The sequence below is a fragment of the Thioclava sp. NG1 genome (assembly GCF_003122275.1).
Lineage (GTDB): Bacteria > Pseudomonadota > Alphaproteobacteria > Rhodobacterales > Rhodobacteraceae > Thioclava > Thioclava nitratireducens.
Genome location: NZ_QFBB01000004.1, coordinates 219,139 through 232,078, shown reverse-complemented (window position 1 = coordinate 232,078; position 12,940 = coordinate 219,139). Strand labels below are relative to the sequence as shown.

Genomic DNA, 12,940 nt, shown 5'->3' with positions numbered 1-12,940 from the left:
GGCTCAGGCGTTAAGAAAATCGAAAGGGTGCGGCCCTATGGTCAGCGTCGGGTGGTGTCGGATCGATTGGCCTGGAGGGCGCGATGATTGATTGGGAACGGGTGCAGGAATTGCGCTCTGAAATAGGCGCAGAGGGCTTTTCCGAGGTCGTGGATCTATTTCTCGACGAGGTCGAGGCCGTCGTGATGGCGCTTGGCGGGCGCCCAGATCGGGTCGAAGAAGATCTGCATTTCCTGAAAGGCTCTGCCTGGAATCTCGGCTTTCGCGATTTCGGTGGTGCCTGTCAGAAAGGAGAGCGCATGGCGGCCGCCGGACGCTCCGCGGAGGTCGATCTGGGCGCGATCCGCGAGACCTACAGCTTGTCCAAACTGCAATTCATGGGGCGGCTATCGGAATTCACCCCGGCCGCATAGGTAAGGTGCCAGGTAGATCGCGCCAAGCGCTGCATTGCGCAGAACGGAAGATCACAAGCGTGGTTACGGCCGGAGTTCGAAAATTGGTTCGGCTACCGAAGCGGGGCCGTAACTATCGAACTGCGGACGCATCAATGCGGCGCAGTGCAAGGACAACGAAAATCTAACGCCCCCATATGATGGCCGGCCTATCGGAAAGGAGGCGTTAAATAAGAAACTCGGCCAAGGTCTCGTCTTCGGTGATGTCGCGCCAAACGAAGCCCTCGGCGTCGAGCTTAGCGAAGAGCTCTGTGAAGTTCTCGGCGCGTTTGGTCTCGATCCCGATCAGGACCGAGCCGAAATTCCGCGCCGACTTCTTCAGGTATTCGAAGCGCGCGATGTCGTCGTCGGGGCCAAGCATCTGAAGGAAATCCTTCAGGGCACCGGGCCGTTGCGGCAGGCGAAGGATGAAATACTTCTTCAGGCCCGAATAGCGCTGGGCGCGTTCGCGCACTTCCGGCAGCCGCTCGAAATCAAAATTGCCGCCCGAGGTCACGCAGACCACGCGCTTGCCGCGGATCGTATCGGCCAGTTCCGGGAGAATATCGACCGACATCGCGCCGGCGGGTTCCAATACGACGCCTTCGACATTGAGCATCTCGAGCATCGTGATGCAAATGCGATCCTCCGGCGCAAGATGGACTTGCTCGGGCGTGACCCAGCCAAGCTCCGCAAAGGGACGCGCGCCGATCCGGGCGACTGCGGCACCGTCGACAAAACTGTTCACCTGTGAAATCGTCACGGGCTCATGCGCCTTGACCGCTGCGGTCAGGCTCGCACCGCCCAAGGGCTCGACGAAGCGGAATTCCGTCCCGGGGGCGGTCGCGCGAAGATAGCCGGTGACGCCCGCGGCCAAGCCCCCGCCGCCCACGGGCAGGATTACCATATCCGGCGCGCCGCCCAGTTGGTCGAGGATCTCCACCCCGACCGAGGCCTGTCCCTCGATCACATCCGGATCGTCGAACGGGGCGAGGAAATGCGCTCCGGCGTCGCGGCAAAATTCCTGCGCCGAGGCGAGCGTGTCGTCGAAATAGTCGCCGGTCAGAACGATCTCGACCGCATCGCCACCAAAGGTCTTGGTCTTGTCGATCTTCTGCTGCGGCGTCGTGACCGGCATGAAGATCGTGCCTTTCACCCCGAAATGCCGACAGGCGAAGGCCACGCCCTGCGCATGGTTTCCGGCGCTCGCGCAGACGAAATGCGCCGCCGAGGGGTCGCGTTCGCGCAATTTCCGCATGGCGGTAAAGGCGCCGCGAATCTTGTAGGAGCGCACCGGCGTCAGGTCCTCGCGCTTGAGCCAGACCTCCGCCTCGAAGCGTTTCGACAAATGCGCATTGAGTTGCAGCGGCGTCGGCTCGAAGAGCGCACGCAGCGCGCGGGTGGCGGCTTGGGCGGAAAGGGCGAACTCACTCATAAGGAAAGCCATGACGAAGCTGCACCGCTCTTGCAAGGGGGAAGGCCGTTCGGCGGGACTACGCGCAACCCGGGGGCGCTTTGGGCGAAGCTTTGCGCATTTTGCAAAGGCCGCCGCTTTTTTGCCCACTTTCGACGGTATTCGTGCTGAAAACGTGTCGCGAGCAAAAAAAAGAGGAGGGCCGCATGCGCCTGAGAAAAACTTCGATCATCGCTCTTGTCGCGGCGAGCTTCGTCGTCGCCCCGGTGGCGACCAGCCATTTCACCGGCGCGGATGCCGCGTTTGCCAAGAACGGCAATGGCGGTGGGAACGGTGGCGGCAATGGCGGTGGCCATGGCGGCGGCAACGGGGGCGGCAACGGCCACGCGGGCGGCAAATCCGGCGCGGCGGGCAAATCCGCATCGGTCGGGCGTCCCACGAGCCCGGGCAATTCCGGCAAAGCTGCCACGCATGGCGGCGGCCCGGCGAAATTCCTCGACGATCTCTTCTCCGGCAAACTTAACAACAAGTCGCAACACACCAGCCGCTCCACCGTGAAGACGGCGTCGCGCGGTACGACCGCGACGAAGAAACGCTCGACCACCCCGACCGAATACGCGGTCAACGAGTCGCCGCGTCCGAACGGCAAGCCGAGTCTGAGCGAGGATGAGCTGCGCAATCACGGCGCGCTGGCCTCCGAACTGAAAGGCCTGAATGCCGCCCATGCCAGCGCGACAGCGCTCGCCAACGCCTCGCCGAACAGCCAGGTGGGTCGGATTGCAGCCTATCGCGACACGGTTCTGTCTGCGGCCGAGGCCGAGCAGAACCTGACCGACGCGCAGGATGCGCTGGCGGCACTTGAGTCGCAGGATGTCCGCAGCGTGGAGGATATCCAGGCAGCGATCGATGAGCTTAACCCCGAGGCGGAGGGCTATGATGCGCAGCTCGCGCCGCTGGAGGAAGAACTGGCGGCAGCGACGACCTATGAGGCCGATCTGGCCGCTGCGCAGCAGAAGGTCACCGATCTGGAAACCGAGATCGCGAACACCGCCACGAACGAAAACGATGCGCTTCTCGCCGCCTCGAACGGTCGCGAGCTTTCGCCCGAGGCGCTCGCCTATCTGCACCAACTGCTTGACCTGCCCCCGCCGGAGACCGCGACGACAGAGCCGCCCGCCGATGGCGATGTGGCGACCGGCGACGGCACGACGGGGGACGGCACCGTCGAAGGCGATCTCGCCGCGACCGGGGAAACCACCGATCCGCTCGTGGATCCGTCCACCGAGAGCTGATCTCGCTTAAAGCCAATGCGAAAGGGCCGTCCTTCGGGGCGGCCCTTGTTCATTGGAAAAAAAGCTTCTATTCCGTCGCGGAACAAGAAAACCGGGAGATGCCGTATGTCCGCGCCCAAAAAAGTCGTGCTTGCCTATTCGGGCGGCCTCGATACCTCGATCATCCTGAAATGGCTGCAGACCGAATACGGCTGCGAGGTCATCACCTACACCGCCGATCTCGGCCAAGGCGAGGAACTCGAGCCGGCGCGCAAGAAGGCAGAGATGCTCGGCATCAAACCCGAGAATATCCATATCCTAGACGCGCGCGAGGAATTCGTCCGCGATTTCGTCTTCCCGATGTTCCGCGCCAATGCGGTCTACGAGGGGCTCTATCTGCTGGGCACCTCGATCGCGCGCCCGCTGATCTCCAAGCATCTCGTCGAGATCGCGCATCAGCACGGCGCCGATGCGGTGGCGCATGGCGCGACCGGCAAGGGCAACGATCAGGTCCGCTTCGAGCTGTCGGCCTATGCGCTCGACCCGTCGATCAAGGTGATCGCGCCGTGGCGCGAATGGGATCTGTCCTCGCGCACCAAACTCTTGGAATTCGCCGAGGCCAACCAGATCCCGATCGCAAAGGACAAGCGCGGCGAAGCGCCTTTCTCGGTCGATGCGAACCTGCTGCACACCTCGTCCGAGGGCAAGGTGCTGGAAGACCCGGCAGATATGGCGCCCGATTACGTCTACCAGCGCACTGACGATCCGATCACGCAGGCTCCGAACGAGCCCGAATATATCGAGATCGGTTTCGAGAAGGGTGACGCGGTCTCGATCAACGGCGAGGCGATGTCGCCCGCGACGATCCTCACCAAGCTGAACGAATACGGCAAAAAGCACGGCATCGGCCGTCTCGATTTCGTCGAGAACCGCTTCGTCGGCATGAAGTCGCGCGGCGTCTACGAGACTCCCGGCGGCACGATCCTGCTGGAGGCCCACCGCGGCATCGAGCAGATCACGCTCGACAGCGGCGCAGGCCACCTGAAGGATTCGATCATGCCGCGCTATGCCGAGCTGATCTATAACGGCTTCTGGTTCTCGCCCGAGCGTGAGGCGCTGCAGGCGCTGATCGACAAGACGCAGGATTATGTCACCGGCACGGTGAAGCTGATGCTCTTCAAGGGCGCGGCCCGGACCGTGGCGCGCTGGTCGGATTATTCGCTCTATTCCGAGGCCCATGTGACCTTCGAGGAAGACGCAGGTGCCTACGATCAGAAAGACGCGGCGGGCTTCATCCAGCTCAACGCGCTGCGCCTGAAGCTGATCGCAACCCGCAACGCGCGAGTGAAGAAATGAGTTTTTCGCAGCCCAAGGCCGCCATCGTCACCGTCTCCGACCGCGCGTCCCGGGGCGAATACGAGGACAAGGGCGGTCCGGGCTGCGAGGACTACCTCCGCGGCGTGATCACCTCGCCGCTGGAGATCGAGCGTCACATCATCCCCGATGGGCGCGAGAGCGTTGCGGCAAAGCTGCGCGAGCTGGTCGAGGCGGAAGCAGATCTGATCCTGATCACCGGCGGCACCGGTCCCGCGCCGCGCGACGAGACGCCCGAGGGCTGCTTCGACGTGATCGAGAAGGAACTCGCGGGCTTCGGCGAAGAAATGCGCCGCGCCTCGCTGCTCGAAGTGCCGACCGCCATTCTGTCGCGCCAGTCGGCCGGGATCGCGGGAAAATCGCTGATCATCATGGTGCCGGGAAAACCCTCGGCCATCGCGACCTGCCTCGATGCGGTCTTCGCCGCCGTGCCCTATTGCCTCGACCTGATCGGCGCGGGCTATATCGAGACCGATCCTGCCCGGATCAAAGCCTTCCGTCCGAAGAAGAAGTAAGAGGGGGCGCTGCCCCCATCTCTTTCAGAGAGACCCCCGGGATATTTGACCCGGGGCGAAAATCACCTCTCTTCGTGTTGGCCGAAATATCCCGGGGTGAATGCCGAAGGCAGAGGGGCAGCGCCCCTTACCGCTTCACCGCTGCGATGGCGTAATTCACCGAAAGATCGCGCTCCGAGAGTGACCATGTCCACGCCAGCGGGTTGAACACCATCCCACGGCGGTCGACCGGGTCGAGCCCTGCGTTGCGCGACAGCTCGTAAAGCTCGTCGGGCGTGACGAATTTCGACCATTCATGCGTGCCCACCGGCAGCCAGCGCATCACCCGCTCGGCGCCGATGATCGCGACCATGTAGCTTTTCGGATTGCGGTTCAGCGTCGAGCAGATCATCAGCCCGCCCGGCCTCATCAGGCTCTGGATCGTGTTCACGAAGCCCTGCGGATCGGCGACGTGTTCGATGATCTCCATCGCGAGGACGACATCGAATTGCTCACCCTTCGCGGCCAGATCTTCCGCCGCGCAATGGCGGTAATCGATTTCGAGCCCCGACTGTTCGGCATGCAGCCGCGCCACGGGGATATTTCGCTCGGCGGCATCCGCCCCCACGACCTCGGCCCCGAGCCGCGCCATCGGTTCGGACAGAAGCCCGCCGCCGCAGCCGATATCCAGCAGGCGCAGCCCCTCGAACGGGCGCGGCGCTTTCAGGTCACGACCGAACTGGGTGGCGATCTGGGTGGTGATGTAGTCGAGACGGCAGGGGTTGAGCATATGCAGCGGTTTGAACTTGCCGTTCGGATCCCACCATTCGGCGGCCATCGCTTCGAATTTGGCGACTTCGGACGGGTCGATGCTGTTTGCCGGATCTGCCATTGCTCTCCTCGCATTGATTTTAGGGCAGCCCATGGCGGGCGCGCCTTTTGCTCTATATAGTCCGGATATGGACAGAACTGCAGGGCAAAAGCGCGCATCGGGCGCCCATCTTTATCCGCCGATCGAGCCTTTCGATCAGCGCCGGATCGACGTGGGCGATGGCCATATTCTTTATGTCGAGCAATCCGGCCATCCCGAGGGCCAGCCAGTCGTCGTCTGCCACGGCGGACCGGGCGGCGGCTGCTCGCCGACGATGCGGCGATTCTTCGATCCGCAGCATTACCGGGTCATCCTGTTCGATCAGCGCGGCTGCGGCCTGTCGCGCCCGCATGCCAGCGTCGCCGACAACACGACATGGCATCTAATCGCGGATATGGAGCAGATCCGCCGGACGCTCGGCATCGACAGGTGGATGGTTTTCGGCGGCAGTTGGGGGGCGACACTGGCGTTGCTTTATGCGCAGGCGCATCCCGACCGGGCCTCGAACCTGATTCTTCGGGGCGTCTTTCTTGCGACGCAGGCGGAGCTCGACTGGTTCTACGGCGGCGGCGCGGGGAATTTCTATCCCGACCTCTGGGCGAATTTCCGGCGTCCGATTCCGGAGGACGAGCAGCACGATCTGATCGGCGCCTATCACAAGCGGCTCTTTTCGGGCGACTACATGGCCGAAGCGCGCTATGCGCGGCACTGGGCGATGTGGGAGAACGCGCTGGCGTCGGTGCGCTATGACGGTCCGCCGGGCGAAGCCTCGCCCGATTACGCGCGTGCCTTCGCGCGGCTCGAGAACCACTATTTCCAGAACGCGGCCTTCCTTGAAGAGGACGGCCAGATCCTGCGCGACCGCTACAAGATCGAGCATATCCCGACGACGATCGTGCAGGGGCGGCTCGACATGATCTGTCCGCCGACTTCGGCCTATCGGCTGGCGCAGGGCTGGGCGCTGGCGAAGCTTCAGCTGGTGCCGATGGCAGGACATGCGCTTTCCGAGCCGGGGATCACAGCCGGGCTTGTCCGCGCGATGGATGAGCTTAGATCCTGATCTGACACCGAATTTCCATCGAGGCCGCCATGACGCTCACCTATTTCCTGCTGTTTCTCGCGGCCTCCGCGGCTGCGGCTGCAACCGGCATCATCTTCAAGCCGGGCGAATGGTATGTCGGCTTGAAGAAGCCGGGCTTCACGCCGCCGAACTGGGTGTTTCCCGTGGCCTGGACTTATCTCTATGTCTCGGTCGCCTACGCTGCGGCGCGCATCGCCCCCGAGGCCGGGAGCCAGATCGCGCTTGCGCTGTTTGCGGTGCAGATCGCGCTGAACACGCTCTGGACGCCGGTGTTCTTCGGGGCGCATCGGTTGTGGCTCGGGCTCCTCGTCCTGATCTGTCTGTGGGTCGCAGTAGCGGCGATGATGCTGGCATTCCTGCAGCTCGATATGCTGGCCGGATTGCTGGTCTTCCCCTATCTCGTCTGGCTGACATTGGCGGGCGCGCTGAACTTCCGCGTCTGGCGCGACAACCCGAGGGCGGGTGCCCAGACCTGATTCCACTTGCGGAATCTGCGATACAGGACTATATCGCGTTCAACAGCGGCGCGCCGGGGTCCAAACCTGACGCCCACCGGAAACGTGTGACGGGCCGCAACGGCCCGTTTTTTGTTTTTGTAGGATCGGAAAGAGAGACATGACCGACCTGATCGCCAAGACCGCCATCGACCGGCGTCTGGCCGAGATCGTGACCCCCGTGATCGAGGGGCTGGGCTTCGAGCTCGTGCGGCTGCGGCTGCAGGGCGGCAAGACGGCCACGCTTCAGATCATGGCAGACCGCCCCGATGGCGGCATCGTCGTGGACGATTGCGCCGCGATCTCGACTGCCGTGTCCGCGGCCCTCGACGTGGAAGACCCGATCGAGGACAAATATACGCTCGAAGTGTCGTCGCCCGGCATCGATCGCCCGCTGACGCGCTTCAAGGATTTCGACATCTGGGAAGGCTACGAGGCGAAGATCGAGACTTCCGAGCAGATCGACGGTCGCAAGCGCTTCAAGGGTATCCTGCGCGGCACCGAAGGCTCGGAAATCCTGATCGAGCTGGACGAGAACGGCGAAGACGTCGTGATCGGCCTCCAGTTCGACTGGCTCGCGGATGCGAAGCTGGTGCTGACCGATGAGCTGATCGACGAGATGCTGCGCCAGAAGAAGGCGACCGAAGGCGTCGACGAAGCTGAATTTGACGAGATTGACGATTCCCCCGAGGAGGAGAACTGAGATGGCCATCACGGCAGCCAACCAGCTTGAGCTTCTGCAGACCGCCGAGGCGGTGGCGCGCGAAAAGATGATCGACCCGGATCTGGTGATCCAGGCGATGGAAGAGAGTCTCGCGCGTGCGGCGAAGTCGCGTTACGGCGCGGAGATGGACATCCGCGTCTCGATCGATCGCAAGACCGGCAAGGCGACCTTCACCCGTGTCCGCACCGTCGTCGAAGACGAGGATCTGGAGAACTATCAGGCCGAGCTGACCGTCGAGCAGGCGAAGCAATATCTCGAAAATCCCTCGGTCGGCGATGAGATCGTCGACGAGGTGCCGCCGGTCGATCTGGGCCGCATCGCCGCGCAATCGGCCAAGCAGGTCATCCTGCAGAAGGTCCGCGAAGCCGAGCGTGATCGCCAGTACGAAGAGTTCAAGGACCGCGTCGGCACGATCATCAACGGCATCGTCAAGCGCGAGGAATACGGCAACATCATCGTCGATGTGGGCCGTGGCGAAGCGATTCTGCGCCGCAACGAGAAGATCGGCCGCGAGAGCTATCGCCCGAACGACCGTATCCGTGCCTATGTGAAAGACGTGCGCCGCGAGACCCGTGGCCCGCAGATCTTCCTCAGCCGCACCGCGCCGGAATTCATGGCCGAACTGTTCAAGATGGAAGTGCCGGAAATCTACGACGGCATCATCGAGATCAAGGCCGTGGCCCGCGATCCGGGTTCGCGCGCGAAGATCGGCGTCATCTCCTATGACAACTCGATCGATCCGGTCGGCGCCTGTGTCGGTATGCGCGGTTCGCGCGTGCAGGCCGTCGTCGGCGAGCTTCAGGGCGAGAAGATCGACATCATCCCGTGGAACGAAGATCAGGCGACCTTCCTCGTGAACGCGCTGCAGCCGGCCGAAGTGTCGAAGGTGGTGATCGACGAGGAAGCGCAGAAGATCGAAGTCGTGGTGCCGGACGAGCAACTGTCGCTCGCCATCGGCCGCCGCGGTCAGAACGTGCGTCTGGCCTCGCAGCTGACCGGTCTCGACATCGACATCCTGACCGAGGCCGAGGAGTCGGCACGCCGTCAGGCCGAATTCGCCGAGCGCACCAAGCTGTTCGTCGACGCGCTGGACCTCGACGAGTTCTTCGCGCAGCTCCTCGTGGCCGAGGGCTTCACCTCGCTCGAGGAAGTGGCCTATGTCGAGATGGACGAGCTGCTGTCGATCGAAGGCGTGGACGAGGACACCGCAGGCGAACTGCAGGCCCGTGCCCGCGACGTGATCGAAGAACAGAACCGCAAGGCGCTGGAGGCGGCGAAGGAAATGGGCGTCGAGCAGTCGCTGTTCGACTTCGAAGGCCTGACCCCGCAGATGATCGAGGCGCTCGCGAAAGACGACGTCAAGACGCTGGAAGATTTCGCGACCTGCGCCGACTGGGAACTGGCCGGCGGCTGGACCACGGTCGACGGTCAGCGCGTGAAGGATGAAGGTCTGCTCGAGAAATTCGACGTGAGCCTCGAAGAGGCGCAGAACCTGATCATGACCGCGCGTATTCAGTTGGGCTGGGTCGACCCGTCCGAGCTGGAAGGCGACGCGGAAGACGAAGGCGAAGAGGAAACCGCGGAGGAGGCCGAGGCGTAAGCCTCGGTCCCGACCGGAGAGGAGCTTAGATGAGTCGCGGCGGAAAGCCGAAAAATCACGACGAGCCCGAACGGCGCTGCATCGTCACCGGCGATGTTCAGCCGAAGGCGGGGCTTGTCCGCTTCGTGGTCGGACCCGACGGGATGGTCTACCCGGACGTGGCGGGCAAGCTGCCCGGCCGCGGGATCTGGGTGACGTCCGATCGCGGCATCATCGAGACGGCGATGAAAAAGGGATTGTTCCCCCGTGCAGCCAAGCAGGCGGTCAAAACCCCTGAGAATCTGGTGGAATTGGTGGAACAGGCCCTTGCCTCTCGCGTTGTGGAGCTTATTTCTCTGGAGCGAAAGGCCGGCAAAGCGATTGTCGGCTTCGAGAAGGTCAAGGGCTGGCTGGCCGAGGGGCGCGCGAAAGTGCTGCTACAGGCAAGCGACGGCTCGGACAGGGGCAAGGGCAAGCTTTGGACGCCCGAAGGCGGGCGCTGGTTCGGCTGCCTCACCTCTCAGGAATTGGGTTTGGCATTCGGCCGCGATCGTGCGATACACGGCGCGCTTGCAGCCGGTGGCCTCACCCGGCGCGTAATTGAAGACGCATCGAGGCTTGCGGGCGTACGCAAGCAGGACGGCGGCAAGACCGCCATGAAGGATACGAAGACGGCATGAGCGATACGGACGGCAAAAAGACTCTCGGACTGGGCGGCGGGCGCCCCGGGCAGGTGAAGCAAAGCTTCTCGCACGGGCGCACTAAGAACGTCGTGGTCGAGACGAAAGGCAAGAAGCGGGTGCTGAACAAACCGGCGGCAGGCGCTGGTAAGGGCGGGGGCAACAAACCCTCCCTTGGCGATCCGTCGAAGCGCCCCGCCGGGATTTCCGACGCCGAGATGGAGCGTCGCCTGAAGGCGCTTCAGGCCGCGAAGGCGCGCGAGGCCGAAGAGGCCGCCGCCCGCGAGGCCGAGGAAAAAGCCCGCGAAGAAGAGCGCGAGCGTCGTCGCGCCGAGGCTGAGGCCAAGGAGCGCGAGGAGCGTGAACGCGAAGCGGCCCTGAAGGCCAAGGAAGAAGAGGACGAGCGCAAGAAGCGCGAGGCCGAACTTCGCGACAAGAAGAAAGAAGAGATCCGCAAGGGCGGACCGAAGAAAGATGCGCCGGTCGATCAGGCCGCGGTCGAAGCAGCGGCTGCCCGCGCCGAGACCAAGGGCGTCTCCTCCTCGGGGCCGCGCAAGACGGATCGCGAGCGTGACACGCGCAACGATCGCAACAACGATCGTAACAACAAGGGCAACGACCGCGGCAACCGCCGTTCGGGCAAGCTCTCCTTGAGCGATGCGCTTTCGGGTGGCGAAGGCCGCCAGCGTTCGCTTGCCGCGATGAAGCGCAAGCAGGAAAAAGCGCGCCAGAAGGCGATGGGCGGTACGCAGCGTGCTGAAAAGCAGTCCCGCGAAGTGCAGCTCCCCGAGACGATCATCGTGTCGGAGCTCGCCAACCGTATGGCGGAGCGCGCCGCGGATGTGGTCAAAACGCTCATGAAGATGGGCATGATGGTCACCGCGAACCAGACGCTCGACGCCGATACCGCCGAATATGTGATCGAGGAATTCGGTCATAAGGCCGTGCGCGTGTCGGATGCGGATGTCGAGCAGGTCATCGATCAGGTCGACGACAAGGAAGAAGATCTGCAGCCGCGCCCGCCGATCGTCACGATCATGGGTCACGTCGACCACGGCAAGACCTCGCTGCTCGACGCGATCCGCAAGGCGAACGTCGTCTCGGGTGAGGCTGGCGGGATCACGCAGCACATCGGCGCCTATCAGGTGCAGACCGAGAGCGGCGCGACGCTGTCCTTCCTGGATACGCCCGGCCACGCGGCCTTTACCTCGATGCGTGCACGCGGTGCGAATGTCACCGATATCGTGGTGCTCGTGGTGGCGGCCGATGACTCGGTGATGCCGCAGACCATCGAAGCGATCAATCACTCGAAGGCCGCTGGCGTTCCGATGATCGTCGCGATCAACAAGTGCGACAAGCCCGAGGCGAACGCCCAGAAGGTCCGCACCGAGCTGCTGCAGCACGAAGTCGTCGTCGAAGAGATGTCGGGTGACGTGCAGGACGTGGAAGTTTCGGCGAAGACCGGCAAGGGTCTCGACGAACTGCTCGAAGCGATCGCGCTTCAGGCCGAACTGCTCGAACTGAAGGCGAACCCCGATCGCGCCGCGCAAGGTGCGGTGATCGAGGCGAAGCTCGACGTTGGCCGCGGTCCGGTCGCGACGGTGCTGGTGCAGAATGGCACGCTGCGCAAAGGCGACATCTTCGTCGTCGGCGAGCAGTGGGGTAAGGTCCGCGCGCTGATCAACGACAAGGGCGACCGCGTCGATGAGGCCGGTCCGTCGGTTCCGGTCGAGGTGCTCGGCATCAACGGCACGCCCGAGGCTGGCGACGTTCTCAACGTCGTCGAAACCGAGGCGCAGGCCCGCGAGATCGCCGAATACCGCGAGCAGGCTGCGAAGGACAAACGCGCCGCTGCCGGTGCCGCGACGACGCTGGAACAGCTGATGGCGAAAGCCAAGGCCGACGAAAGCGTCACCGAACTGCCCGTGCTGGTGAAGGCCGACGTGCAGGGCTCGGCGGAAGCGATCGTTCAGGCGCTCGAGAAGGTCGGCAACGAAGAGGTGCGCGTCCGTGTGCTGCATTCGGGCGTCGGTGCAATCACCGAATCCGACATCACGCTGGCCGAGGCGTCCAACGCGCCGGTCATCGGGTTCAACGTTCGTGCCAATGCGCCTGCGCGCAACGCCGCGAACCAGAAGGGCGTCGAGATCCGCTACTACTCGATCATCTACGATCTGGTGGACGACATCAAAGCTGCCGCTTCGGGCCTCCTGTCGGCCGAGATCCGCGAACACTTCATCGGCTATGCCGAGATCCTCGAAGTGTTCAAGGTCACCGGCGTCGGCAAGGTTGCTGGTTGCCGCGTCACCGAGGGTGTCGCCCGTCGTTCGGCTGGCGTGCGCCTGCTGCGTGACAACGTGGTGATCCACGAAGGCACGCTGAAGACGCTCAAGCGCTTCAAGGACGAGGTCAAGGAAGTGCCCTCCGGTCAGGAATGCGGCATGGCCTTCGAGAAATACGACGATATCCGCCCCGGCGATGTCATCGAGATTTTCGAGCGCGAAGAGGTCGAGCGGACGCTCTGATC

At 63.5% G+C, this 12,940-nt stretch carries 12 protein-coding genes; 10 read left to right on the top strand and 2 right to left on the bottom strand.

Annotated features, from left to right (window positions below; genetic code table 11):
* The first annotated feature begins 83 nt into the window (after window positions 1-83).
* The gene (locus tag DEM26_RS09390; protein WP_075775220.1) at window positions 84-413 is read left to right on the top strand and encodes a histidine kinase; all 330 of its coding nucleotides are present in this window, start codon (window positions 84-86) and stop codon (window positions 411-413) included.
* 205 nt (window positions 414-618) lie between these two features.
* Here DEM26_RS09390 and ilvA read toward each other — a convergent pair whose 3' ends face one another.
* Window positions 619-1,866, bottom strand: coding sequence for a threonine ammonia-lyase IlvA (gene ilvA / locus DEM26_RS09385; protein WP_075775456.1), 1,248 nt, complete (start codon window positions 1,864-1,866; stop codon window positions 619-621).
* A 185-nt stretch (window positions 1,867-2,051) separates the two neighbouring features.
* Between ilvA and DEM26_RS09375 the strand changes: the two genes are divergently transcribed.
* The 3 genes from DEM26_RS09375 to mog all read left to right on the top strand — a co-directional run bounded on the left by DEM26_RS09375 (window position 2,052) and on the right by mog (window position 5,005).
* The gene (locus tag DEM26_RS09375) at window positions 2,052-3,137 is read left to right on the top strand and encodes a hypothetical protein (RefSeq protein ID WP_158275105.1); all 1,086 of its coding nucleotides are present in this window, start codon (window positions 2,052-2,054) and stop codon (window positions 3,135-3,137) included.
* Between the two features lie 105 nt (window positions 3,138-3,242).
* Window positions 3,243-4,472, top strand: coding sequence for an argininosuccinate synthase (locus tag DEM26_RS09370; RefSeq protein ID WP_109172257.1), 1,230 nt, complete (start codon window positions 3,243-3,245; stop codon window positions 4,470-4,472).
* Window positions 4,469-5,005: a molybdopterin adenylyltransferase gene (mog, locus tag DEM26_RS09365; protein WP_088719894.1), complete on the top strand. Its 537-nt coding sequence runs from the start codon at window positions 4,469-4,471 to the stop codon at window positions 5,003-5,005. Before DEM26_RS09370 ends, mog begins: the two co-directional genes overlap by 4 nt.
* 127 nt (window positions 5,006-5,132) lie before the next feature.
* Here mog and ubiG read toward each other — a convergent pair whose 3' ends face one another.
* Window positions 5,133-5,876 carry a bifunctional 2-polyprenyl-6-hydroxyphenol methylase/3-demethylubiquinol 3-O-methyltransferase UbiG gene (gene ubiG / locus DEM26_RS09360; protein ID WP_075775224.1) on the bottom strand — a complete coding sequence of 248 codons (744 nt, stop codon included), beginning with the start codon at window positions 5,874-5,876 and terminating at the stop codon, window positions 5,133-5,135.
* A 67-nt stretch (window positions 5,877-5,943) separates the two neighbouring features.
* Between ubiG and pip the strand changes: the two genes are divergently transcribed.
* From pip to infB, 6 genes are all read left to right on the top strand, one after another.
* Window positions 5,944-6,915, top strand: a complete 972-nt coding sequence (gene pip, locus DEM26_RS09355) for a prolyl aminopeptidase (protein ID WP_075775225.1) — start codon at window positions 5,944-5,946, stop codon at window positions 6,913-6,915.
* A gap of 29 nt (window positions 6,916-6,944) precedes the next feature.
* Window positions 6,945-7,412: a tryptophan-rich sensory protein TspO gene (gene tspO / locus DEM26_RS09350; protein WP_088719891.1), complete on the top strand. Its 468-nt coding sequence runs from the start codon at window positions 6,945-6,947 to the stop codon at window positions 7,410-7,412.
* 139 nt (window positions 7,413-7,551) lie between these two features.
* The gene (gene rimP / locus DEM26_RS09345; protein ID WP_075775227.1) at window positions 7,552-8,133 is read left to right on the top strand and encodes a ribosome maturation factor RimP; all 582 of its coding nucleotides are present in this window, start codon (window positions 7,552-7,554) and stop codon (window positions 8,131-8,133) included.
* Window position 8,134: 1 nt separating this feature from the next.
* Window positions 8,135-9,754, top strand: coding sequence for a transcription termination factor NusA (gene nusA / locus DEM26_RS09340; RefSeq protein WP_075775228.1), 1,620 nt, complete (start codon window positions 8,135-8,137; stop codon window positions 9,752-9,754).
* A 29-nt stretch (window positions 9,755-9,783) separates the two neighbouring features.
* Window positions 9,784-10,413, top strand: a complete 630-nt coding sequence (locus DEM26_RS09335) for an RNA-binding protein (RefSeq protein ID WP_075775229.1) — start codon at window positions 9,784-9,786, stop codon at window positions 10,411-10,413.
* Window positions 10,410-12,938 carry a translation initiation factor IF-2 gene (gene infB / locus DEM26_RS09330; protein WP_075775230.1) on the top strand — a complete coding sequence of 843 codons (2,529 nt, stop codon included), beginning with the start codon at window positions 10,410-10,412 and terminating at the stop codon, window positions 12,936-12,938. The genes DEM26_RS09335 and infB overlap by 4 nt, the downstream gene beginning before the upstream one ends.
* Window positions 12,939-12,940: the final 2 nt, after the last annotated feature.

Coding starts and splice junctions, on each gene's coding strand:
- tspO (WP_088719891.1), top strand. CDS start 6,945: ATGACGCTCACCTATTTCCTGCTGTTTCTCGCGGCCTCCGCGGCTGCG.
- nusA (WP_075775228.1), top strand. CDS start 8,135: ATGGCCATCACGGCAGCCAACCAGCTTGAGCTTCTGCAGACCGCCGAG.
- DEM26_RS09335 (WP_075775229.1), top strand. CDS start 9,784: ATGAGTCGCGGCGGAAAGCCGAAAAATCACGACGAGCCCGAACGGCGC.
- ilvA (WP_075775456.1), bottom strand. CDS start 1,866: ATGAGTGAGTTCGCCCTTTCCGCCCAAGCCGCCACCCGCGCGCTGCGT.
- ubiG (WP_075775224.1), bottom strand. CDS start 5,876: ATGGCAGATCCGGCAAACAGCATCGACCCGTCCGAAGTCGCCAAATTC.
- DEM26_RS09390 (WP_075775220.1), top strand. CDS start 84: ATGATTGATTGGGAACGGGTGCAGGAATTGCGCTCTGAAATAGGCGCA.
- mog (WP_088719894.1), top strand. CDS start 4,469: ATGAGTTTTTCGCAGCCCAAGGCCGCCATCGTCACCGTCTCCGACCGC.
- DEM26_RS09370 (WP_109172257.1), top strand. CDS start 3,243: ATGTCCGCGCCCAAAAAAGTCGTGCTTGCCTATTCGGGCGGCCTCGAT.
- pip (WP_075775225.1), top strand. CDS start 5,944: ATGGACAGAACTGCAGGGCAAAAGCGCGCATCGGGCGCCCATCTTTAT.
- rimP (WP_075775227.1), top strand. CDS start 7,552: ATGACCGACCTGATCGCCAAGACCGCCATCGACCGGCGTCTGGCCGAG.
- infB (WP_075775230.1), top strand. CDS start 10,410: ATGAGCGATACGGACGGCAAAAAGACTCTCGGACTGGGCGGCGGGCGC.
- DEM26_RS09375 (WP_158275105.1), top strand. CDS start 2,052: ATGCGCCTGAGAAAAACTTCGATCATCGCTCTTGTCGCGGCGAGCTTC.